24 protein-coding genes are annotated in these 22,049 nt (G+C 34.3%); 14 read left to right on the top strand and 10 right to left on the bottom strand.

All coding sequences use genetic code 11. The annotated features are described in order from the left end of the window. Positions 1-28: 28 nt before the first annotated feature. Complete coding sequence (locus P278_RS07885; protein WP_038264647.1) at positions 29-235, top strand: hypothetical protein; 207 nt, start codon at positions 29-31, stop codon at positions 233-235. Positions 236-252: 17 nt separating this feature from the next. Here the strand turns inward: P278_RS07885 and rluF are convergent, their stop codons facing one another. Next, complete coding sequence (gene rluF, locus P278_RS07880; protein WP_074976969.1) at positions 253-1,044, bottom strand: 23S rRNA pseudouridine(2604) synthase RluF; 792 nt, start codon at positions 1,042-1,044, stop codon at positions 253-255. A 154-nt stretch (positions 1,045-1,198) separates the two neighbouring features. Between rluF and P278_RS07875 the strand changes: the two genes are divergently transcribed. Genes P278_RS07875 through P278_RS07860 form a run of 4 tightly spaced genes read left to right on the top strand, consistent with a single transcriptional unit; the run spans position 1,199 to position 4,075 of the window. Next, a complete protein-coding gene (locus tag P278_RS07875; protein WP_038264645.1) occupies positions 1,199-1,738 on the top strand; it encodes a hypothetical protein in 540 nt (179 codons plus the stop codon). Then, positions 1,738-2,595: an ABC transporter ATP-binding protein gene (locus P278_RS07870; protein ID WP_038264642.1), complete on the top strand. Its 858-nt coding sequence runs from the start codon at positions 1,738-1,740 to the stop codon at positions 2,593-2,595. The genes P278_RS07875 and P278_RS07870 overlap by 1 nt, the downstream gene beginning before the upstream one ends. Then, on the top strand, positions 2,592-3,422 hold the full coding sequence (locus P278_RS07865; RefSeq protein WP_038264639.1) for a DUF2705 family protein: 831 nt from the start codon (positions 2,592-2,594) through the stop codon (positions 3,420-3,422). Before P278_RS07870 ends, P278_RS07865 begins: the two co-directional genes overlap by 4 nt. Further along, on the top strand, positions 3,419-4,075 hold the full coding sequence (locus P278_RS07860; protein ID WP_038264637.1) for a hypothetical protein: 657 nt from the start codon (positions 3,419-3,421) through the stop codon (positions 4,073-4,075). Before P278_RS07865 ends, P278_RS07860 begins: the two co-directional genes overlap by 4 nt. Positions 4,076-4,125: 50 nt before the next feature. Here P278_RS07860 and P278_RS07855 read toward each other — a convergent pair whose 3' ends face one another. Next, positions 4,126-5,202, bottom strand: a complete 1,077-nt coding sequence (locus P278_RS07855) for a vWA domain-containing protein (RefSeq protein WP_038265488.1) — start codon at positions 5,200-5,202, stop codon at positions 4,126-4,128. Positions 5,203-5,634: 432 nt separating this feature from the next. On the opposite strand from P278_RS07855, the gene P278_RS07850 reads away from it, so the two are divergent. The 4 genes from P278_RS07850 (at position 5,635) to P278_RS07835 (ending at position 9,843) form a co-directional block, all read left to right on the top strand. After that, entirely contained in the window at positions 5,635-6,048 is a 414-nt protein-coding gene (locus tag P278_RS07850) for a response regulator transcription factor (protein WP_038264635.1), read from the top strand. Positions 6,049-6,139: 91 nt separating this feature from the next. Continuing rightward, the gene (locus tag P278_RS07845) at positions 6,140-7,144 is read left to right on the top strand and encodes a hypothetical protein (protein ID WP_152973912.1); all 1,005 of its coding nucleotides are present in this window, start codon (positions 6,140-6,142) and stop codon (positions 7,142-7,144) included. Continuing rightward, on the top strand, positions 7,141-8,568 hold the full coding sequence (locus P278_RS07840; protein WP_038264630.1) for a glycosyltransferase: 1,428 nt from the start codon (positions 7,141-7,143) through the stop codon (positions 8,566-8,568). The genes P278_RS07845 and P278_RS07840 overlap by 4 nt, the downstream gene beginning before the upstream one ends. A gap of 6 nt (positions 8,569-8,574) precedes the next feature. Next, positions 8,575-9,843, top strand: coding sequence for a YaiO family outer membrane beta-barrel protein (locus P278_RS07835; RefSeq protein ID WP_051413472.1), 1,269 nt, complete (start codon positions 8,575-8,577; stop codon positions 9,841-9,843). A gap of 19 nt (positions 9,844-9,862) precedes the next feature. Here P278_RS07835 and P278_RS07830 read toward each other — a convergent pair whose 3' ends face one another. Together P278_RS07830 and P278_RS07825 are read right to left on the bottom strand one after the other, a co-directional pair. Next, positions 9,863-10,636 carry an exodeoxyribonuclease III gene (locus P278_RS07830; protein WP_038264627.1) on the bottom strand — a complete coding sequence of 258 codons (774 nt, stop codon included), beginning with the start codon at positions 10,634-10,636 and terminating at the stop codon, positions 9,863-9,865. 94 nt (positions 10,637-10,730) lie between these two features. Next, complete coding sequence (locus tag P278_RS07825; protein ID WP_038264624.1) at positions 10,731-12,002, bottom strand: MgtC/SapB family protein; 1,272 nt, start codon at positions 12,000-12,002, stop codon at positions 10,731-10,733. 440 nt (positions 12,003-12,442) lie between these two features. On the opposite strand from P278_RS07825, the gene P278_RS07820 reads away from it, so the two are divergent. The 4 genes from P278_RS07820 to P278_RS07805 all read left to right on the top strand — a co-directional run bounded on the left by P278_RS07820 (position 12,443) and on the right by P278_RS07805 (position 16,407). Beyond that, complete coding sequence (locus P278_RS07820; RefSeq protein WP_038264621.1) at positions 12,443-12,928, top strand: hypothetical protein; 486 nt, start codon at positions 12,443-12,445, stop codon at positions 12,926-12,928. A gap of 255 nt (positions 12,929-13,183) precedes the next feature. Further along, entirely contained in the window at positions 13,184-14,182 is a 999-nt protein-coding gene (locus P278_RS07815) for a GntR family transcriptional regulator (protein WP_038264618.1), read from the top strand. Between the two features lie 16 nt (positions 14,183-14,198). Next, a complete protein-coding gene (galK, locus tag P278_RS07810; RefSeq protein WP_235444262.1) occupies positions 14,199-15,365 on the top strand; it encodes a galactokinase in 1,167 nt (388 codons plus the stop codon). A 1-nt stretch (position 15,366) separates the two neighbouring features. Then, the gene (locus P278_RS07805; RefSeq protein ID WP_038264615.1) at positions 15,367-16,407 is read left to right on the top strand and encodes a UDP-glucose--hexose-1-phosphate uridylyltransferase; all 1,041 of its coding nucleotides are present in this window, start codon (positions 15,367-15,369) and stop codon (positions 16,405-16,407) included. A gap of 45 nt (positions 16,408-16,452) precedes the next feature. On the opposite strand, the gene P278_RS07800 is transcribed toward P278_RS07805, so the two are convergent. The 6 genes from P278_RS07800 to P278_RS07775 form a co-directional block, all read right to left on the bottom strand. Further along, positions 16,453-17,004 carry a hypothetical protein gene (locus tag P278_RS07800; protein WP_152973911.1) on the bottom strand — a complete coding sequence of 184 codons (552 nt, stop codon included), beginning with the start codon at positions 17,002-17,004 and terminating at the stop codon, positions 16,453-16,455. After that, entirely contained in the window at positions 17,004-17,372 is a 369-nt protein-coding gene (locus P278_RS07795) for a hypothetical protein (RefSeq protein ID WP_038264609.1), read from the bottom strand. The genes P278_RS07800 and P278_RS07795 overlap by 1 nt, the downstream gene beginning before the upstream one ends. 86 nt (positions 17,373-17,458) lie before the next feature. Continuing rightward, on the bottom strand, positions 17,459-18,610 hold the full coding sequence (alr, locus tag P278_RS07790) for an alanine racemase (protein WP_038264607.1): 1,152 nt from the start codon (positions 18,608-18,610) through the stop codon (positions 17,459-17,461). A 1-nt stretch (position 18,611) separates the two neighbouring features. Beyond that, on the bottom strand, positions 18,612-19,766 hold the full coding sequence (locus P278_RS07785) for an amidohydrolase (RefSeq protein WP_038264605.1): 1,155 nt from the start codon (positions 19,764-19,766) through the stop codon (positions 18,612-18,614). Next, positions 19,753-20,292, bottom strand: coding sequence for a nuclear transport factor 2 family protein (locus tag P278_RS07780; RefSeq protein ID WP_038264602.1), 540 nt, complete (start codon positions 20,290-20,292; stop codon positions 19,753-19,755). Before P278_RS07780 ends, P278_RS07785 begins: the two co-directional genes overlap by 14 nt. Positions 20,293-20,442: 150 nt before the next feature. Then, positions 20,443-20,871 carry a hypothetical protein gene (locus P278_RS07775; RefSeq protein WP_152973910.1) on the bottom strand — a complete coding sequence of 143 codons (429 nt, stop codon included), beginning with the start codon at positions 20,869-20,871 and terminating at the stop codon, positions 20,443-20,445. Positions 20,872-21,086: 215 nt separating this feature from the next. Between P278_RS07775 and P278_RS07770 the strand changes: the two genes are divergently transcribed. Then, on the top strand, positions 21,087-21,968 hold the full coding sequence (locus P278_RS07770; RefSeq protein WP_038264599.1) for an AraC family transcriptional regulator: 882 nt from the start codon (positions 21,087-21,089) through the stop codon (positions 21,966-21,968). Positions 21,969-22,049 lie beyond the last annotated feature (81 nt).

Raw genomic sequence — 22,049 nt, 5'->3', positions numbered from 1 at the left:
TGAATGAATAACATATTAAAATTTTAGAATGAAAAAGATTGTTTTTGGATGTGTTGGGTTGTTGTTAATGGCATGCTCGGATGATGATAATGATTGTGGATGTAAAGATTACAAAACCAGTGTAGGCTATTATAAATTAAACGAATGTACCGTAAACTCCTATGAAACGGGATGGAAGGATTTTGTTACTAAAAAAGAAATGGAGTTAAAGCAAAAAGAGCAAGGTTGTGAATAAAAATAGTAGAAATGCGCTTAGTGTTTTTTACCTTTAAAACGTTTTGGTCGCATTTTAGCTCCTACGTTTTTGGAAGCCTCTTCCGTTTTGGAAGATGCTTTCAAAAGCAGGTTAATTTCGTTCATTTCACCCTGAGTTAAAGGTCGCCAGCTTCCTGTTTTTAAGTTTCCGAGTGGGACATTCATAATGCGAATACGCTTGAGTTTTTTAACCTCATAACCAAGGTATTCACACATGCGCCTAATCTGTCGATTGAGTCCTTGAACCAGAATGATTTTAAAAGTTCGTTCATTAATTTTCGAAACTTTACATTTTTTAGTGACGGTTCCCAAAATAGGAATACCGTTACTCATTTTTTTAATAAATTCCTCCGTTATGGGTTTATCCACTCTAACCAGGTATTCTTTCTCATGGTTGTTGCCTGCTCTCAGTATTTTGTTCACAATATCACCATCATTGGTTAGGAAGATTAGTCCTTCTGATGGCTTGTCTAATCGGCCAATAGGGAAGAGCCGTTCAGAATGGTTGATATAATCTACAATATTATTTTTTTCTTTTTTATCGGTGGTGCAAACAATGCCAATGGGTTTATTGAAGGCAATATATAAAGCTTTTGGTTTAGCCTTAATGGGTTTACCATCTACTTTTACGATATCACCCTCAAATACGCGATTCCCTAACTGGGTCGGTTCATTATTAATGGTAACCCTACCATTTTCTATGAGCTTATCGGCCTCTCTTCTAGAACAGATACCTGTACTACTGATGAATTTGTTGAGGTTAATGGATTCTTTATTTGAAGTGTTCACGGTAGATAGAGAATTTAGTGGCAGTAAAATTATTGATTTATATGATGAAACACTAATTTTTCATTTTTTTGATAGCCATTATAGTATTTCTTTGTAATTTAAAGGTTCCTTAATTTTTCGAGGGAAAAATCAGCCATGATTTATTATATAAAAGATGAATATTACACCTTTACCAACCCAACCAAACACTATTGTCTCCTATTTCCATGTAGGTAGATTATTACACTATTCTCTTATTTTATTTATTTTAGAAGCCTGGATTTATGGTGTTCAACTTATTAAATCTATTGAAAAGGAAAGCACATTTTGGATTGTTTTTTGGATTTCTTTTTTTCTTTTTTCCTTTCTTCATATTTTTTTGGTAATTATGGATGGGTGGTCGAGATTTCAGAATTATAAAAGAGCGAAAGATCAATTTTATATGCATGGATTTAACCGGCGAATAGCGAACACTTATATTGGATCAAAATGCCAGAGAAATGCTGCAATTGTAGCTGCAAAAGAGCTTGGACTGGAGAAGGAGATTATAGAATATTATAAGGACATGAATGTTAAGTGGTATCACTTTGTTCCGTATTTCATGGTGAAAGATCCCCTTTTTATGTTTCGAAAAAAGTTTTGGTCCAGAACCTTTCTGGAAAAAAACTACCAACCTAAATTTGATTATAAAAAAATTCAACTTGAGTTTTCCTGATGATTATTTCTGCTAAACAACTCACCAAGATCTATAATGGAATCACTGTTTTAGATCGGGTATCTATTTCTTGCTCAGAGGGAAGTATTATTGGAGTATTGGGTGCCAATGGGGCTGGTAAAACAACCCTGTTTCGGATTTTGATGAATTTAGTTACACCCGATGAAGGCAGTGTAGAAGTTTTATCAAAAAGTGTAAAACCTCTTGGGGGAATTATAGAAAAGCCTGCTTTATATGAGTATTTGAATGCCCACGATAATCTCAAATTGTTTGCCCGAATACAAAGCCTTAATTTAACTAAGGAACAAATACGCGCTTCTTTAGTTGCTGTGGGATTGCCAGTGGAAAGAAAGGATGCTGTTAAAAACTTTTCTATGGGAATGAAGCAGCGGTTAAGTATCGCTATAGCCTTATTAAATAATCCTTCTTGTTTAATCCTTGACGAGCCATTTTCGGGCCTTGATCCTATGGGGATTGAAGAATTAAGATCACTTATTTTAAAATTGGCCAAAGAAAATAACATTGGGATCCTTATATCTTCTCATATCATAGATCAGTTACAAAAATCCTGCGATTATCTTTATGTTTTGAAGGAAGGTTGTGTTGTTAATCAGGGTGTAACTTCGGAAATAATAGCACAAAATGTTAAATATTATACCATTTATGCCAAGAATATTCAAGAGTCAAAAGTACTGCAATCCTACCATCCATTATATAACCAAAATACTGCTAAGGTGACACTGGATTTTAAGGAAGTTCCGGATTTAATTAAAAAGTTATATGCTGAAGGAGTTGTTGTAACTTCATTTAGTCCAGAGATCGATATGGATAGATTATTTGAAATAAGTGCTCAATGAAATACCTTATATACGCCGAATTTTACAAGTTATTTAAACAAGCTAAAACATATTATGCGCTCGCTGCCCTATTTGTCATAGAGGCAATAGTTATGTTTAGTGCTTATTATCAGGGTAGTACGATAATAGATGTTTTGTTGGATAATCTTAAGGAGTCTTTTTATTTTGAAGGGGACTTACTGAATGGTAATTTGTTAATTTATCTTATCTTGAATACGTTATGGTTTCATCTTCCCCTCATTTTAATGATTATTGTTTCAGGAACGCTCACCTCTGAATATAAAGATCGAACCTTACAGGCTGTCATGATGCAACCTGTTAGTAAAGTTAAATTTCTACTAAGTAAATACGTTGTTGCCACTTTATTTACTGTGTTGGTTGTGCTGGTATTGGCAATAACTTCATTTTGTTTATCTTACTTAATTTTCGGCAGCGGAGATTTGATAGTTTACCTGGATACTCTTAACTTTTTTGAGAATAAAGATGCTTTTAACAGGTTGATATGGGCATTTATTGTGGGTATGTTTTCGATGGTGTTCTTTTCATTGGCCAGTCTTACCCTGGCTGTATTTTTTAAGGAGGCTACTAAAACATGGATTATTTCTGTTTTTTTCTTGATCTTATGTAATCTGCTCCTTAAAGTAGATTTTGGAAATAACTGGTTTAATGATGTATTTTTTGTAAAATTGAATGATACCTGGCAGTATTTATTTTATTATGAAATTGATTGGAAGAAAATTTCGATTAATGTTTTTCTTCTAATAGTTTACAGTACTATTTTTACAATACTCGGTATAAATTATTTTAAAAAGACGGATATAGAATGAAAAATATAATTTTTGGTATTATATTTCTTGGAATCCAATTACTGGGAGCGCAAGAGCCGGATGAAGACTTGATGCGTATTAGAGAACGGTTGGATTCTTTATCGAGTTTTAAGGCTACCATAGAATTAGATGTCGATATAAGTTTTATTAAAATGCCCAAAAAGTATGCAGACATTTCATATGAGCGAGGAGAACGTATTCAGTTCGAATCGGATGATTTTGTAATGTTGCCAAAAAGGGGGCTGGATTTCTCTTTTAGTAATCTTTTCAAGTATTCTTTTATCACGGTCGATAGGGGGTTTGAGATGATTGAAGGCAAGAAATATAAGGCTATAAATATCATTCCCACAGATAAGAAGGCAGACTTTTCAATAGCCATGCTTTTACTGGATACTGAAAATGATAGAATTGTAGGTTCTGAAATCAGTACAAAAAAGGAAGGTACTTATCAGTTATCTCTGCAATATGCGAGCAATAAAATGCCATTGCCTGAAAAGGTAGAAGTTGCTTTTGAGGTAGAGCGTATGAAGATACCTTTAAACTATATGGGAAAAGATATTGATGTAGATAAAAAATCAATGCGAGAAGAAGAAGTTAAAAAAGGAAAGATATACCTCAATATAGAAAACTATCAGATTAGATATGTAGAATAAAAAAAGAACGCTTTAGCGTTCTTTTTTTATTAGGTATATATGTATTATTGTTATTCACACCCACCTGTAAAACCAGTAGCGTCGAATTTTGTCTGAACTGCTCCCTGCATGGTGCCGCTTCTAGCTTGAATAACCAAATTATTAGTGCCACTACCATCTCTTTTCGGGCTACAATATTCAAATAAGTAATAGCTATTTGCTTGTCCTGATACCTTAACTGATATTTCATTAAAAGTAGTAACTAACTCTTCCTTATTTCCGGCGAAAGCACTACTGGTTTTCCCAATACTTTTTAAAACTTCTTCATCAATTTCACCTCCCAAACCGATAGTGAAGTAGGATACATTTTCATCGGCATTGTTAACTTTTTTTAGGGCATCACTTTCGGTATATCGCGAGGCCTGATCCGTTCCATCTGTAAAAATAACCACAGAAGCTGCTGAGATTATAGACTGCCCTTCATACTCATTAATCAAATCCTCTGCTTTGTTTGTTGATTTTATAACTGCTCCATAAAGATCTGTAGAAGGATCATTACTGATATCGCTGGTGATTCCTTCGATAGAGCTTACCAATTGACCAGCATCAGCAGTGAGATCGTTCAATAAATGTAGTTCGTCTTCACCATCAAACCAATAAATAGCCATTTTGAAATTTTCACTTGGTGATGCAGGCATCACACTATTTACAAAACTAATCGAGGCTTCCTTTAACTCTTGCAGGCTGGTACTTAAAACACTATTACTAAGATCCAGTACCAGTAAGGTATTGTTATTAAAAATTTGTGTATTTGGTGATATTCTGGCCTGAGACTCTGAAGAGGAAATCGTGTTAAAGCAATCGTCATTGCGTCCTTGTTCGTATATCGTAAAGTTGTTAGCTGTTAGGCCAGGAACCGGGTTGCCTTGTAGATCATTTACTTTAAAAAAAACAGAAACTTTACCCGGCAGGGTAGTGTATTTGTCCTGAATCGTTAATTCTAACTGAGCCTCACCGAAGTTCAAACATTTATCTACATTATTACTGCCATCCGGGATCGCATTGAAATCACCATCATCATCATAGGTTCCACAAGCTAGAAATGTCACCATAACCGTTACCATGGTGATAAAGTTTTTTATTTTCATCGATACTTTTTTTTGAGTGTAGTAGGTAGAACGAAGAAAATTCGATTTCATTATAAATATCTAAAATGATTTTTTGTCAATTTTTAATGATTCCAAAATTCAATCAGTAACTTTTTGATTTTAAGTATGCTGTGTTTTGTGTGTTCAATAATCGTTATTGAAAATTATTCGATACCAGTGACCAAATTAAGTTTTTGTGTCTAATCAAATAATCAATGAACAGGGAGTTATACTGGTATGGTAAAAGTAATTGAAGTGGGAAGAGATTATAAACTATATTGAAAATGATTACAATTATATGTAAGCTTAATCTGTTTTTTTGTTAAAATATCACGGATTTCTATTATTTATAATGCCAAAATTATTTTATTACACAATGAAATTATAACTTTAAGGTATGAAGTTGATTTAATGTAGTAAACCCCCAAATTTATGAGAAGTGAACAAAATGAAAGTAAAGGCTTACGTAAAGTTCTTTTGGTAGAAGATAACACCCTTACCAAGAAAATTCTGGAACATATATTAAAAAAAGAAGGTTATCAATACAGAATAGCCAACGATGGTAATGAAGGAATAGCTGCAATCGCAGAGTTTAATCCTGATATTATTATTACCGACATTATGCTTCCGGTTAAAAACGGATTAGAGGTGGTTGTTTATGCAAAACGAAATTTTACTCATATTCCAATAATTGTATTGTCAGCCCTAGGAGAAGAAGAGGGAGCCGTAACCAGAGCCTTTAATTTAGGTGCAGATGATTTTGTACCTAAACCTTTCAATCCCGGGGAACTGGTATTGCGAATTAAAAGATTACTGGCGAAAATTAATAACACTACAAATTCATAGAAACGCCCAACTTACCCCATTTATGAACCTGCTTGATAGTATAATATATATTATTATTCCTCTTTTATTTATATTTTTTATAGGGGTTGTTTTGCTAATAATTTATTCCAGAATTATTTATAGTAAACGATTAAAAACACGACAGAAAGTAAAAGATGAAATAGAAACTTTTCTGGCTATTGATGTTTTCAATAGTACTAACGAAGGGGAGCTTAAAAATAGTTTACATCATTTCTTGTCTACCATACCATTTGATAAAAATTGGTGTAAGGATATTTTCTTGAAAAAATTAATTGATTTTGGGGAAAATGTAAAAGGAGAAGTTGCCAACAAATTATTGGATATTTATGTGTTTACAAATCTTCACAAGTATAGTTTAGGATTTATTCAAAGTAGCAGCTGGTACAAAAAGAGTATTGGGTTTTATCATTTTCAGGCGATGGGTTTTTCTCACGGACAACGCTATGTTAAGCCTTATTTAGAGCATAAAAACAATAAACTAAGATCAAATGCCTATATCACATTTTTGTATTTGAATACTGAGCCTTTAGACTTTTTAATAGATTATAAGTATCCGATTTTAGAAGCCAGCGAACATAAGGTTGTTAATATTTTATATGAAAAAAAGCCCCCTATGCCTAATAATATTGACGATTGGTTAGGGGCAGGTAATCCTTCGATTGTAAAGTTGGGAATTAAGATCATGGTTTTTTATAATTATACAGGAGCTTCAGAAAAGATTATAAAGTTGCTCAATTCAGTATTTGATACAATAAGGTTTGAAGCCTACATAGCGGTAAAGGAATTGTATCTTTTTGAGGCTGAGGTTTCTTTGACGGACAGGTTGAAAAGCGAAAAAGAAAAAAAGAATGTTTTAGCTTTACTTGAAGCTTTGGCGGTAGTAGGCACTGATTTCTCTTTGGTGTTTTTACATGATTTCATTAAAAAGGATGCAATTGACGGCGATTTAAAACTAGCTGCTGTTCGATGCCTTCATGAAATTAATACAGATTATCTTAATCATTCATTTCGTCGTAATGAAGAAATCCAGCGCATTAAAAACCATATTAAAAGTCCTTATATCCTTAGTGTATGAAAGAAGTGTTCCATCAATTTTATAAGAGTTTTGAGGTTTTTATTGGTTTTTTTTCCGTGTCTTATATTTTGTTTTATTTGTTTTTAGCATTCCTTTCCTATTATGCCATAAAAAAATATATTAACTCAAAATATTATGTTCACGAAGACCTGTTATTGAAAGCAAAATATGTCAAAGGAGTTTCGGTTATTGCTCCTGCGTATAATGAAGGATTAACTATTGTCGATAATGTTAAATCACTGTTGTCATTAAATTATCCAAAAAGTGAAATCATTATTGTTAACGATGGAAGTTCTGACGATACTTTAAAAAAATTAATTCGCGAGTTTGAACTGGTTAAGGTCGATTTTTATTATCGTGAACAGATTAAAACCCAAAAGGTTAGAGGTCATTATAAATCTACAAACCCTATTTATGCAAAACTTTTAGTGGTGGATAAGGAGAATGGCAAAAGTAAAGCTGATGCCTCTAATGCAGGTATAAATTCATCGAAATATCCCCTCTTCATTTGTACTGATGTAGATTGTATCTTGAAAAAGGATACAATTATAAAACTTGTTAAACCTTTTTTAACTTATAAAAAGCGGGTAATTGCTACAGGTGCAGCCATCAGGATATCCAATTCATGTGAAATTAAGGATGGGTTTTTAATGAAGGTGCATTTCCCGAAAGGTTGGTATCCCAGGTTTCAGGAATTAGAATACATCCGGGCTTTTATTTTTGGAAGAATGGCCTGGAGTCAACTGAACGGATTGTTGTTAGTGTCTGGAGGTTTGGGTATGTTTGATAAAGAAGTGGCAATTGCTGCAGGGGGGTATTGGCATAAATCTTTAGGTGAAGATATGGAGTTGGTTACGCGCATGCGTAAATATATGTATGATACGAAGCAGAAATTTTTAATTAAGTATATTCCAGAATCTCTTTGCTGGACAGAGGTTCCTGCTACCAGGGAAGTTTTTATCAGGCAGCGAACCAGATGGTCCAGAGGGTTAATTCAAACACTTCAACTACATAAATCGATGCTTTTTAATCCTAAATATGGCAGAACGGGATTCTTAGTATTACCCTATTTTTTCGGATTCGAATTTTTAGTTCCGATCATTGAGGTTTTAGGACTAATTATTATTGTTGCTGCTTATTTTTTAGGTGATTTGAATGTTGAATTTTTGTTGTGGTCTTTGTTGGCGGTATATGTCTTTTACATAAATACAACTATGGTGTCTATTTTATTAGACGAGTTACTGTACAAGAATTATGCAAGCCTAAAGGAACTGTTGATCTTAATAGGGATGGCTATTATTGAGCCTGTCGTATATCATCCGGTTAGTGTTTACTCTTCGTTAAAGGGGTATTGGCATTTTTTTGGCAGAAAGGAACAACGTTGGGGGGATATGCAACGAAAAGGATTTAGTATTCAAAAATAACAGATAATGATAAATAAAAGCTTAGGGAAGCTATTTTTCATCTTAGGATTAATTATGTGTAATATATCAGCAATTATTGCACAGGAAATAAACCTGGATAGTTTATTAAATAAAACAATAGAAAGTATACGTGCCGAGGATTATCAAAAAGCGATACTGCAATCCCGGAAAGGAATCTCGTTAGCTCCAGATTACTTAGATTTTAGAATATTTTTGGGAAGAGCATACCAGATGACACAGCAGAAGGATAGTGCCAGATATCAATTAAATTATGTTATTGATCATAATACAAACTATGAGTCTTCTTTCATTTATTTGTTGAATCTGGAGTTGGAAGACCAACGTTATAAGGATGCGATGTTGGTGGTTGATAAGGCCATAAGTGCACATCCGGATAACCGCATGTTCTATGGTAAAAAACTTCAGATCTATCAATTGCAAAACGATGACAAAGGGGAGAAGGAGTACCTTCAAGAACTTTTAATAAAATACCCTAATGATTCTGAGCTTCAACAACGTAAACTGATATTGGAAACCAAAAGTAAAAGTGACCGTTTTGGGATTAACTATACATTTACCTCTATTAGTAGGGATGAAGTTGGACCATGGCATTTAGGAAGTTTACAGTTCATCAGGGAAAGGTCATGGGGCTCATTAATAGGACGGTTAAATTATGCCGAGCGATTATCGAATGGAGAAAGTGTTGTGAATGGTATCCAATATGAATTGGCATCTTACTTTTTTATGGGGAAAAAGAAATTGAACTATTCCAATGCTGGTATTTCATTTTCATCCGACGATGCATTTCCTGAGTTACGCCTTAATTACTCATATTATCATAATTACAGGAAGGGTTGGGAATCTGAAATAGGTGTTAGATATACCAGAAACAATAATCAGAATATTGTTTCCGGTGTATTGGGTCTTGGAAAATATTTAGGTTCTTATTGGATAAATTTGAGGTCTTACATTCAAGAGCAAGAAAGCAACTGGTATCCTGCATTGACATTAACAGCTCGTTATTATATGAATTCCAGGTTTGATTATTTTACCTTAATTACCGGCTATGGAAGCTCTCCTGATGAGCGTTCGATTCAAGGACAAATTGATCAGAGGTTAACACTAAACTCGTATCGGTTTGGCGCTGGTTATTACAGATTGCTGAACGATCGTTTTATTACGGGTCTTCAGGCTGTTTATAATAATCAAGAATACATTGATAAACAACGACAAGATGAATTTGAAATTTTCCTGACCTTGCAATATAAGTTCTAGTGTTAGGAGAGCGTTTATTTTATGTTTTTTTGGTGTTTAATTGCAAACTAACAGGGCAATGATCAGATCCCATTATATCATTATGTATTTTAACATCCTTAATGTGATCAAAAAAGTTATGAGGAATTAAAAAATAATCCAGGCGCCAGCCTGTGTTTTTCGCACGGGAATTAAACCTATAGCTCCAATAGGTGTAGGCAACTTCGTCCGGATAAAGTTCTCTGAAGCTATCGACAAATCCCTCGTTTAAGAAATTATCCATACCATCTATTTCAATCTGTGTATAACCGGCTGTTTTGTTATAATTTGACTTGTCGTTTTTGAGATCAATAGCTCTATGGGCTACATTAAAATCCCCACAGGCAATCACAGGTTTCGTTTTATTTAGATTTTTTAAATAGCTTAAAAAGTCGGCATCCCATTTTTGTCTGTAATCTAAACGAACGAGTCCTCTTCCGGAATTTGGTACATAAACATTCACCACATAAAAATCTGGATATTCGGCACATATTATTCTGCCTTCCCGATCGTGTTCTTCAATGCCCATATCGTAGGTAACATTTAAAGGTTTTGTTTTCGAAAGTATTACGGTTCCGGAATAACCTTTTTGATCGGCAGCATTACTGTAAATATTAAACGATGAGAGACCTGCCAGTGCTTTTTCTACTTCATCAGTTTGCGCTTTGGTTTCTTGAAGGCAAATAATATCAGCAGATAATTCCTCTACTGAATTCATAAATTCTTTTTTAAGAATGGCCCTTATACCATTTACATTCCATGTAGCTATGTTCATGTTTTGCTGATTCTAGATTTAATCACAAGGTACTGATTGTTGATTTATTTACAAGGAATTATTTTAATATCAGATAAAGTAATCTATCAGTAGTTTAAATAAAGGATCCAATAAGAATGTACAGAATGCCGATTAAAAGTATAAGCCCAAATGCGTATGCCACTATTTTTTTAGTTGAGTTGGAGCCTCTTATCATAGTGATTATCAATTTTACGATCAGGTTGCTTAGGGCGGCAGTAATTATTACAAAAGTGGCTAGCTGTAATTTATCAGTTCCAAGATAAAATTTTGCCAAACTAATTGTTATGGCATCGGTATCAGCAAGACCGGCTACAATTGCAGAGTAGTACAACCCGGTGTCACCAAAAATCTTATTACTATAGTGTACTAAATAAAGTATAATTACATAGAGTAGACCGAATCCGATGGCACTTATTATATTCAGGGGGTTACCGATGTTAATTTCTGAATTTGGCTCTTCGCCAGGCTTTTTGATCAGTATAATGGAAGAAATGGAGCAAATTATGGTCAAGAGTCCGAACGGAATTATAATATAGCCTAATATTGCTTTGTTGAAAATGGAGGCAATAACGATAAGTCTGACAAACATAATTCCTGTAGCGATTATTATTCCGGCCGCATATTTTTTAGATAGTCCTGGAGTTTCTTTACTTCGGGATGCATACATCCAGGTAACCGCAGTACTGGAAACCATTCCTCCTAAAATTGCGGTAAGTAAGATTCCTTTTTTGGCTCCTCGATATTTTACCAAAAAATAACCAATGAAATTGATAAATGAAATTATTACCACGATGGTTCCAATTTCAAAAGGATTTAACAGGTCTTGTGGTCCGTAGTTTTGATTGGGTAAAAAAGGAAGAATTAATAAGGATATGATAGAGAACTTTATAAATGCAAATAATTCTTCTGAGGTGATATTTTTAATAAATGACCGGAAAGTAGTTTTCAGGGATAGTAGAGTAACAATAATGACAGCAGTCGCAATGGCTTCCTTTTCCAGATGATTGGCAACCATAACGCCCAAAATGAAAGTAGAGGTGAGTGCTAATATGGTGGTTATACCCATCATAATATTTTTACTGATGACAGCCACATGGCTTATGGCAAGAAAAATTAAAAAAGCGGCCAGGGCGATAATTACCAACCAACTAGAGTATGTAGAAGATAATATACCAAGAATGTAACCCAATATTGCCACTATGGGAAAGGTGCGAATTCCGGCAAAAACCTTTTTCTCTTCTTTTAATTTATCATATTCCCGCTCCAGTCCAATAATCAAACCTATTCCCGTACTAATGAGAATACCCAAAATAAACGGATCAATATAGGTTGTTATTTCAGACATTTTTATAATTGTTGTTGATTGTATACTAGTTGGCACGGGTAGGGTAAAGTTACGCTCGTTTTTAAAGCAATTATATGATAATCATCAATGGGGTAATTGGTAATAAATTTTTTCAGTTCTATACAAAGGCTCCTGTAAGTTACTTTGTATTGGGGTAACACTTTTATTCATGGTAAGAATTTCGATTTAAAGGGTAAAAAGCATTCTTTTTATTATATATTAGCTTAAAATCATGAGCTTCAATAATGTTAAAAAGTAGTTTAAAACTTCTATAAAGTTAAGATATAACTGATTGATTTACAAAGTATTTTTAGGCTTTAAACGCTTATTAATATTAACTTTTTAAATTAATCAAATCATGAAAAAATTATTTTTAGTTGCTTTAATCATCGGAGGACTTGTAATTTCTTGTACCCCTGACAGCAATGTTCAAGAAACAAATGAAACATACGGATATGCCATCGACAAAGACTCAATTGTTACTCCAGGAGGGAGAGATTAAAACATTTAAATTAGAAGTAATTGTATTAGGCGTAATAGCAACCATAGGTTCTATTGCGCCTTTTATACATATATTTTATATTAAATCAGGTATCGAAGGAATTTTTGGATTTCCTACCATGGAGTCATTCTGGTATGCTGCTGGTTTTCCAATTATGGTTATATGTTATGGTTTAATCCTTCATCATGTTTCTGACAGGTTAGGGGACTTAGAAAAACCATTTAAGTTGATTTCCCATTTGGCTTTATGTGTTGGGTTTTATTTTATTGTTTGGATTTTTATCCCATCGATATCAGACTTTCCGAGTTGGGCCTATTACATAGCAATTGTTCTAATAGCAATTGTGTGCAGTGTATTTACCATTTGGCTTTATGGCTTTATACCTTCTTCAGATAAGTTAGAAAAGATTAACAGATCTTCATAATACTATATTTGCAGGTTCAATGATCCATTTTTTAATTCTGACCTATGGAAACACGTGAGTATTTCAATTCGGTTAGTGATCATGTTACTCCTGCTAAACCTAAAATGGTTGCTGAGGTGTAGAAGTTAGCTTTTGTACGCTGTGGTTACTATTTCTATGCTATCAAAGTATAGTCTAATTTCCATCCTTGCTGGTTTTTATCTCAATTGACCCTACCAGTTGCTACTAGTTGCTTTCTTTTTGTATTTTTGAGATATGGAAGTCATAAGGGTAAAGAATGATATAGGGATACCAAAGTATCAACAGATCATCAGGTCTATAGAAAGCGCCATATTAGCGAAGGAGTTAGTTAAGGGCGATAAGTTGCCGTCAATCAATAACGTAAAGCATAAATTTTCGCTTTCACGCGATACAGTATTGTTGGCATTTAATGATTTAAAGACCCGGGGCATAATTCAATCAATTCCGGGAAAGGGATATTATGTTGCTAAAACAACTTTAGATGTAACACGCCGCGTCTTTTTGTTATTTGATGAATTAAATGCTTTTAAGGAAGATTTGTATAATTCGTTTTTACAGAATATAGAGGACAACGTAGAGGTTGATATTTATTTTCATCATTTCAATAAAAAGCTTTTTTCTAAACTGATTAATGATAGTTTGGGTAATTATAGTTACTATATCATTATGCCTGCAAACTTCAAGGAAATAGCTGATGTCATTCAGTTGTTGCCACATGATAAAGTTTTTATTGTCGATCAGTTATCTGAAGAACTTTCAGATTATCCATCGGTGTATCAAAACTTTAAAAAAGACATGTATTTCGGATTGGAAAAGTTAAGCAAGCAGTTGAAAAGGTATCAACAATTGAAACTTGTATTCGACCCTAAAAAACAGCCTTTGGGAATGCTCGAAGGATTCGAATTGTTTTGTAAAGGATTCGGACTTCATTATTCTCATTATAACTCTGTCGAAGAAGCTAAACTCAGTTATAAAGATGCCGTTCTTGTCCTCGATGATAAGGATTTAATTGAAGCTGTCAAAATCGCAAAAATAGGCTCCCTAAATATCGGGCAGGACCTTGGCATTATCTCCTATAACGAGGCTCCATTGAAGGAAGTTGTCGCTAACGGTATTACTACATTTTCTACTGACTTTAAACATATGGGGAAGACTATGGCAGAAATGATTATGAGAAATCAGAGGATGCAAATTGAAAACAGGAATATCGTTATAAACAGAAACTCATTATAAACATAAATAACAAAAATTGAACCAAACAATTACCTCTAGATTACAAACTGAATTTATAGCCCGGTTTGGTAATGAACCAATTGTAATAGCATCACCAGGGAGAATAAATTTAATAGGTGAACATACTGATTATAATAATGGTTTTGTAATGCCGGCAGCCATAGATAAAAAGATTTATTGTGCAATGGCAAAGAATGGTACCTCAGACCAATGTACCATAAATTCATTAAGTTTAAACGATAGTTTTAGTTTTAAGCTGGATGCGATAGAAAGGAATGAATCAACGAATTGGATTAATTATATAATTGGCGTTGTCGCCATTATTCGTAAAGAGCATAAGCTCGATGCAGGATTTGATATTTTAATAGATAGTGATTTGCCTTTAGGAGCTGGCCTTTCTTCATCAGCAGCTCTCGAAAACGCTATAGCATTTGGCTTAAACCGGATGTTTAAACTGGCGATACCGAAAGAAAAGCTTATATATATATCTCAGGAGGCAGAACATACGTATGCGCTGGTAGAATGCGGAATCATGGATCAATATTCTTCTGCTTTTGGTAAGGAAGACCACCTATTGATGCTAGATTGTCAAAGTATCAGTTCGGAAGATATACCCGCAATATTTGAGCCGTATGAGCTTTGGTTGTTAAATACGAATGTTTCCCATAATCTTGCTGAAAGCGAATATAATATCAGGAGGCAAGAGTGCAGAGCGGCTATTCAATTAATTAATGAAAAGTTTAAGACAATTGATAGTTTTAGAGATCTGACCATTGAGGATATTCCGAATCTCGAGAAAATTTTACCAGAAATTCTTTTTAAAAGGGTTTCGTATGTAATAGAAGAAAATGAAAGAGTTGTAAAAGCTGCTACTGCTCTTAAAGATAATGATCTGGTTACCTTCGGTAAAATGCTTTACGAAGCTCATGAAGGGCAGCAAAATAAATATGAAGTAAGCTGTAGGGAGTTGGACTTTTTAGTAGATTACTCCAGAGAGGTTTCAGAAGTGCTGGGCTCCAGGATGATGGGAGGTGGTTTTGGCGGTTGTACTATTAATTTGATTCATAAAGATATAGCGGAATCTTATGTTAATGATATTGCAACGGCTTATGAAAAAGAGTTTCAGATTGCCCTTACCCCGTTGAAAGTAAATATAGATAAAGGAACATATATTTTAGATTAAGATGGAAGATGCGATTTACAATAAGCCTCATAGGAGGTATAATATATTAACCGGAGAATGGATTTTAGTTTCGCCACACAGAACTAAAAGACCATGGCAGGGGAAAACAGAGGATAAGGTTGAGGTCAAGACAGTTACCTATGATCCTTCTTGTTATCTATGTCCGGGTAATGAAAGAGCTTCAGGTGATAAAAATCCAAATTATGAACATGTCTATACTTTCACAAATGATTTCGCAGCCTTATTACCTGATGTGGAAGCAGAAGAAGTAAATGAGGGCTTGTTTAAAGCGGCAACCGAGGAAGGTATATGTAAGGTTGTCTGTTTTTCGCCAGACCATTCACTGACTTTACCTTTGATGAAAGAGGAAGATATTACCAGGGTAGTACAAAAATGGAAAGAGGAATATATTGAGTTAGGGGGTAAGGATGGTATTAATAATGTTCAGATTTTTGAAAACAAAGGGGCTATAATGGGGTGTAGTAACCCTCACCCTCATGGTCAAATCTGGGCACAGCGATCTATTCCTGAAGAAATTATCAAAAAAACGGAAAATCAAAAAGTATATTGGGAACAGCATAATAAGAGTTTGTTGCAAGCCTATATAGAGCAAGAGAAGGAGGTAAATGAACGAATTTTAGTTGAGAATGAATATTTTGTTGCTTTGGTACCTTATTGGGCGGTATGGCCTTATGAGGCTATGATAGTACCAAAAAGACATATTCAAAGTATTGATCAACTTCAGGAGGAGGAAGAAAAAGCATTTGCTTCGATTATTAAAAAGCTCACCATAAAGTTTGATAATTTATTTGAAACTTCATTTCCTTATTCAGCAGGAATACATCAAAAACCGACTGATGGAAAGGAGCACCCTGAATGGCATTTTCACATGTCTTTTTATCCCCCACTTCTGCGTTCATCAACAGTAAAGAAGTTCATGGTAGGATATGAGATGTTTGCCAATCCACAACGCGATATTACAGCCGAGCAGGCAGCAAATACATTAAACGCACTTTCTGAGGTTCACTACCTCAAAAGGTAACCACCAAAACTTTGTTCAAAAGGTTGACTTAAATAGTCAACCTTTTTAATTTAAAAAGATCCCCAGCAAAATACCCAGAGCCACTCCACCAAATCCAATCCCGAGATTTTGCCATGTTTGACTTCTTTTGTTTTTTTTCAACATTTTTTTCGTCTTGGTCAAATGTTTATCTGTTTTTACCAATGAGGTATTAAGGGTGTCTAAATGCGCGGCTGTAACCTGTAGTGAAGTATCTGTTCTTTTTATATATTCCTTGTTAATCAGGGCAAGCTTATTGTAACTTTCCAATAGCTTATTATATTCGGAGTCGTTTTCTCTAATTACATTTTCATATCTCAATAGAATGGTGTTTAATTTTAGGTCTAAACTATCCCCCAATACTGAACGTATTTCCTCGTAATGTTTTAGTCTTATGTTGTTTACCAGGTGTAGGCTGTCAATTTGGTTTATTATGATGGTGCCTTTGGTGGCTAAAATGGGTTGGTTATAAGATTTCGCGTAATCACTTTTTATGATAAGTGTGTCGCTATTAGATTGTGCCATACTTACGTAAAAGCTCAACATTATGAGGATTGATAAATAGTAATTTATTTTCATTACTTGAATTTTATGTTTTCTTCTCTTAGGCTCTTTAGTTTTTCTAATACTAAGGTTTGCTCCTTTTTGATCTCCTGTAGCTCACTCCAATTTTGAGCTTTTTTGCGCTTGTATAGAAGCACAAGTGAATCTTTTTCGGCAAGAAGAATTTCATTTTTAAGTTTGAAGGTATTGAGTTCTTGTTGTAAAGAGTGAATTTCTTTTTGAGCAACTGAATTTTGTCGAATAGCCTTCTCAAGGGCTATTCGGGATTGGTTTAGCTCATCTTGTATTTGTCTATAACTACTATCGTTACTAAATACTTTTATGAGTAAAATCCCAGTAATAATTATTAGTGCGATAAGGAGGGCCGTATTTTTTTTGAGCATAAAAGTTTGGGGTGTAGGTTTAACTTATCGATAAAAGTAAGAATATTTTTAAGATAACTGGAGTCATATAAATTAAATCATAAAGTCTATTCTACAACGATTCTGGGTAGATTTCCAGGTAAACGGGTTAAAAGTTCATAATTAACCTGTTCACTATAATCACTAAATGAGCCCACTGAAATTTCAAAATTCCCTTGTTTTCCGATTATAACTACCTGGTCGCCAACTTTAACTTCATTTAAGTCAGTTACATCTACAGACATCATGTTCATGTTTACAATACCGACTACATTTACGAGATGACCGTTTATGATAACTCGACCTCTGTTACTTAAAGACCTGCTAAATCCATGCCCATAGCCCACAGGTACAATAGCAATCTTCATATTGTTATTGGCAAAATAGGAGGCGCCATATCCTATAAATTCACCCATCTTGATTTTCTTAACATCCATGACTTCACTTTTCCAAGAAATGATCCGTTTTAAAGGATTGTTTTTGGATTTGGATTTAGATAAAAAGTCGATAAGGACTTCCTTTGTTGGAAAGAAACCATATTGAAGAATACCTATGCGTACCATGTCCATTTGTGTTTTAGGGTATCTGATTGCCGCTGCCGAACAAGCAGCATGAAATTTTAAATCTGAAAATTCAGGAAGATTCATCTCTTTTTTAATATTCTTAAAAAGCTTTATTTGTTTTTGTACACGGTAAAAATTGGAGATACTTTCGGCTCCGGCAAAGTGTGTGCAGAACCCTTCAATATTCAGATAGTCCAGGTTCTGTGTAATATAAGACAGGAGTTTGTTTATGTTTTTTTTCAGGAATCCGGTTCTGTTCATTCCGGTTTCAATCTCGATATGTATTCGGGCTTTTTTGTTAAGTCTTTTGGCGGTTTTCAGTGTGTTTTCGATTCTTTCAAAGTTAAAGACGAAAAAGGAAATTTCATTAGAAATGGCCCATTCAAGCTGATCAGTATCCAGCATCCCCATAATCATTATGTCACTGTTTGTTTGAAGTACTTGTTTGACACGTTGAGCCTCATCTGCACTAAATACGGAGAAATGATTAACACCACAATCCTCAGCTATCGGTATGAACTGTTCAATTCCATGACCATAAGCATTTCCCTTTACCACTGAGGAAAGCAGCACATTGTCATGCAAGTGTTCCTTAATGAACTTTATATTGTGTTTAAGAGCTGATTTACTTATTTCTATATATGAAGTATGTAGCATATTATTTCTGTATTTCTAGCATAAGATTATAAAACGTATCGATGGCCTTAGGAGTTATTTCATCAGGAAAATCATAATCAGGGTTATGCAATGCCGGACAATTTATACCCGCACCAATTCCGAACATAGCTCCATTAAATCTTTGGGTAAATAATCCAAAATCCTCTCCCCATTTAAAAGGCAGTGAACGTTCGATAAAATCTTGATTAATAGTGTTCAAAGTCCTTTTTAGATATGCGATTGCTTCTTTTTTATTTTCGTTTGCTCTGAAGTGTTGTAGACATTTAGTATTTATTTTTAGTTCGTATTTTTGTGCAATGTTTTTTGATAATTCTATGATATCATCAGTCAGCTCATCGAGTAAATGTTCTTGCCATGTTCTTAAAGTGAAATGAATTTCAGCATCTCCCGGGGCGATGCCATAGGCTACTTCTCCCATTTTCATGTGTACTGGAGTAACCACTTTAAAACCTTTTTGATCCGGATGATTATGAGATAATTTCATTGCCTGACTGATAATTTCTGATACAGCCAAAGCTGGATTGATACCCTTTTCAGGTTCTCCGGCATGGGCCGTCTTGCCCTTCAATTGGATAATGAGGCTTTTAACCGCGGCTGAGAATGCTCCTTCTTTGAGAACAACTTTATTGAGGGGATAACCGGGTAGATTGTGAAAGGCATAAACATAGTCCGGGTTTATTAGCTGGAATTTTGGATCATTTAAAACTTTTTCTGCTCCTAAACCAATTTCTTCCGCGGGTTGGAACAAAAGAATACAAGTACCTTTATCTATGGGGTTTATCTTAAATAGTCTTGCCAAGCCTAACATGACTGTTAAATGTCCATCATGTCCGCATTTATGAGATACACCAGGCACTTTAGATCGATGTCTAAAATGATTACTTTCTTCAATAGGCAGTGCATCCATTTCACAGCGATAAAGGATTGTTTTACCGGGATTTTTACTACAAAATATTGCTGCTATCCCATTTCCTCCCAGTTTAGTGATGATTTTATCAGGGTGACATAGTTGGAGGAATTCTGTAACCCTTTTTGCAGTGTGTGACTCTTCTGCTGATAGTTCTGGATGCGCATGAAAGTAATGACGTATGTTTTCCAAATCTTCCTCCAGATAAAATGTTTTATTCGACTTCATAAGGACTGGTAGATTTACATTCATTAAACATTTCCTTTGTTATTTTATTTCCATGTATTAAGTCACTATCCCAATATTGAACGATCTTCCATCGATTGTTAATTTTTTTGAGTAATACATGAAACTGAGCATAACTGTAATGAATATCACCTTGATCTTTTTGACTTGTTATTTTGTATAACCCTACTTCATAAGAAGTTGAACTATTTGTTATACGTTCTGAAAAGCAAAAGTCAATGCTTCTTTTTGTCGAAGAATTTTGGCTGTAAGAAGTTTCTATGGAATTCTTGTATTCACTTCCCTTGCGTATGCCCCATTTATTAATACGCAGAATGTCATCTGCATGTATACTGTTGAATAAGTTCCAGTCACGATCTGAAAAGGCTTTTTTAAATGGACTCCAAATTTGATCGTTTATTTCATTTTGAATCATAGCGGTGGGTATCTCTTGAGCCTTTGCCTTGAAATTATGGCCAAAAACAATTATTAAAAGATACACCAAGTATTTTAAGGTCTCCATTTTCATAAGAAATCATTTTAGACCTTTAATTTAAGGAAAATGTGAAAAATCCGGTGATTTTCTTCTTTTATTGCATATATAAAAAGGCCCGTTTCGGGCCTTTTTAATTTCTAACTAAACTATCTGTAATCCACCAACTTTCAATATAATAACCAATTACATTTCAATGGTCTTGCTATAGATATTCTTTTTATGTTTAACTACGATATAGTAGCTTCCTTTTTCAACATTGGAGAAATCGAATCTCTTGCCAAGGTTTTTACTACCGCTAACGGTGGTGGTATAGAGCAGAATATAATCATTATTGTAGACCATCACCTTCGCCGGAGATTCATCAAGACTCAAGAGGTTAAAACTTACCAGTTTATGGTCTACCCTGAAATGGGGTTCATGAACTTTTGCTTCCGTTGCATCATCTTTAGAAGAATTTTTGTCTGATTTTTTTGTATTCTCGCTTATAGAAGTTCCCCAACCTATTTCATTTCCTGACGCTACAAAACTGAAGTATTCGTTAGCATTTGCATTAGCTGTCACCATTATTAGCACAACCATAACCAAAACGCTGTAATTTGAAAATGTATTCATAGTTTTTTGTGTTTTAGTGTTATACCTGATTTTATAACTCAAAGATAGGATAGGGGAGATCTTTTTACTACCACAGGATTTTCTATTTTATATGCTTTATTACCACAGATATATCTTCATGATGTTAATTATGGTAAAAAAACATATAATTAGGTTAATTTTGAACATACTTGATTGCTATTATCATTGTAATTTTAAATTCAAATACCTTGTTGATGAATTATAAAAAACCAGAGTTCGAGATTATTCAGCCAGAATTTGGCACTTCTTATTCTTTCGTCAAATACACACAAAACAAAGAGAATAACACTACGTACTGGCACTATCATCCTGAGATTGAGTTGGTATATGTGGATGAAGGAGCAGGGAAGCGGCAAATCGGTAGTCATGTATCTTATTTTACTAGTGGAGATCTTCTTTTGATCGGTCCTAATTTACCTCATTGTGGGTTTACCGATCGTCTCACGGGAAATAAGCGTGAGTACGTGATACAGATGACTCCTGATTTTTTAGGTAAAGAAATATTAACCCGACCGGAAATGGCAAATATTGCAAGATTATTCGAACGATGTAAAAAAGGAATGGCCTTTCATGGAAGAACAAAAGAAAGAATAGGAGAAAAGATATCTTTGTTGGAGTTTAAACCTCCTTTTCAACGCCTTTTGGGGATTTTGGAGGTCTTGAATGAATTAAATTTATCAGAGGATTACCAGTTGTTAAATGCCTCCGGATTTTCCGTGGAAACGGAAATGCAGGATAATGAACGGATTAATTTAATATTTAATTATGTTAGATCGTATTATACGAGTTCTATTGCCCTTGAGGAGATCGCACATTTGGTAAGTATGACGATCCCTTCATTTTGTAGATACTTTAAAAAGATTTCGGGCAAGACCTTTACGAAATTTGTGAATGAGTACCGGGTGGTACATGCTTGTAAATTACTGGCTGAAAAGCCAATTCCGATTACGGAAGTATGCCTGGAAAGCGGATTTAATAATTTCTCCCATTTTAATAAAACCTTTAAACAATACACCGGTAAGTCGCCATCAAATTACAGAAATCAGCTTAAGTTATTGCTAACTGACGAGGGATAATAAGATTAGCTTACAGGTCGATTAACCTTAAATTCGTCCACAATTTATACGGTGTTTTTGATCCTTATCATTAATTGATTA

The sequence above is a fragment of the Zhouia amylolytica AD3 genome (assembly GCF_000511935.2).
GTDB classification, from domain to species: Bacteria; Bacteroidota; Bacteroidia; order Flavobacteriales; family Flavobacteriaceae; genus Zhouia; species Zhouia amylolytica.
This window is presented reverse-complemented; position numbering and strand designations above follow the sequence as displayed.

What these genes read in the sequence shown, in the direction of transcription:
- P278_RS07885 (WP_038264647.1), top strand. Translation starts at nt 29, where the DNA reads ATGAAAAAGATTGTTTTTGGATGTGTTGGGTTGTTGTTAATGGCATGC.
- P278_RS07875 (WP_038264645.1), top strand. Translation starts at nt 1,199, where the DNA reads ATGAATATTACACCTTTACCAACCCAACCAAACACTATTGTCTCCTAT.
- P278_RS07870 (WP_038264642.1), top strand. Translation starts at nt 1,738, where the DNA reads ATGATTATTTCTGCTAAACAACTCACCAAGATCTATAATGGAATCACT.
- P278_RS07865 (WP_038264639.1), top strand. Translation starts at nt 2,592, where the DNA reads ATGAAATACCTTATATACGCCGAATTTTACAAGTTATTTAAACAAGCT.
- P278_RS07860 (WP_038264637.1), top strand. Translation starts at nt 3,419, where the DNA reads ATGAAAAATATAATTTTTGGTATTATATTTCTTGGAATCCAATTACTG.
- P278_RS07855 (WP_038265488.1), bottom strand. Translation starts at nt 5,202, where the DNA reads ATGAAAATAAAAAACTTTATCACCATGGTAACGGTTATGGTGACATTT.
- P278_RS07850 (WP_038264635.1), top strand. Translation starts at nt 5,635, where the DNA reads ATGAGAAGTGAACAAAATGAAAGTAAAGGCTTACGTAAAGTTCTTTTG.
- P278_RS07840 (WP_038264630.1), top strand. Translation starts at nt 7,141, where the DNA reads ATGAAAGAAGTGTTCCATCAATTTTATAAGAGTTTTGAGGTTTTTATT.
- P278_RS07835 (WP_051413472.1), top strand. Translation starts at nt 8,575, where the DNA reads ATGATAAATAAAAGCTTAGGGAAGCTATTTTTCATCTTAGGATTAATT.
- P278_RS07830 (WP_038264627.1), bottom strand. Translation starts at nt 10,636, where the DNA reads ATGAACATAGCTACATGGAATGTAAATGGTATAAGGGCCATTCTTAAA.
- P278_RS07825 (WP_038264624.1), bottom strand. Translation starts at nt 12,002, where the DNA reads ATGTCTGAAATAACAACCTATATTGATCCGTTTATTTTGGGTATTCTC.
- P278_RS07820 (WP_038264621.1), top strand. Translation starts at nt 12,443, where the DNA reads ATGAAACATACGGATATGCCATCGACAAAGACTCAATTGTTACTCCAG.
- P278_RS07815 (WP_038264618.1), top strand. Translation starts at nt 13,184, where the DNA reads ATGGAAGTCATAAGGGTAAAGAATGATATAGGGATACCAAAGTATCAA.
- P278_RS07805 (WP_038264615.1), top strand. Translation starts at nt 15,367, where the DNA reads ATGGAAGATGCGATTTACAATAAGCCTCATAGGAGGTATAATATATTA.
- P278_RS07800 (WP_152973911.1), bottom strand. Translation starts at nt 17,004, where the DNA reads ATGAAAATAAATTACTATTTATCAATCCTCATAATGTTGAGCTTTTAC.
- P278_RS07795 (WP_038264609.1), bottom strand. Translation starts at nt 17,372, where the DNA reads ATGCTCAAAAAAAATACGGCCCTCCTTATCGCACTAATAATTATTACT.
- alr (WP_038264607.1), bottom strand. Translation starts at nt 18,610, where the DNA reads ATGCTACATACTTCATATATAGAAATAAGTAAATCAGCTCTTAAACAC.
- P278_RS07785 (WP_038264605.1), bottom strand. Translation starts at nt 19,766, where the DNA reads ATGAAGTCGAATAAAACATTTTATCTGGAGGAAGATTTGGAAAACATA.
- P278_RS07780 (WP_038264602.1), bottom strand. Translation starts at nt 20,292, where the DNA reads ATGAAAATGGAGACCTTAAAATACTTGGTGTATCTTTTAATAATTGTT.
- P278_RS07775 (WP_152973910.1), bottom strand. Translation starts at nt 20,871, where the DNA reads ATGAATACATTTTCAAATTACAGCGTTTTGGTTATGGTTGTGCTAATA.
- P278_RS07770 (WP_038264599.1), top strand. Translation starts at nt 21,087, where the DNA reads ATGAATTATAAAAAACCAGAGTTCGAGATTATTCAGCCAGAATTTGGC.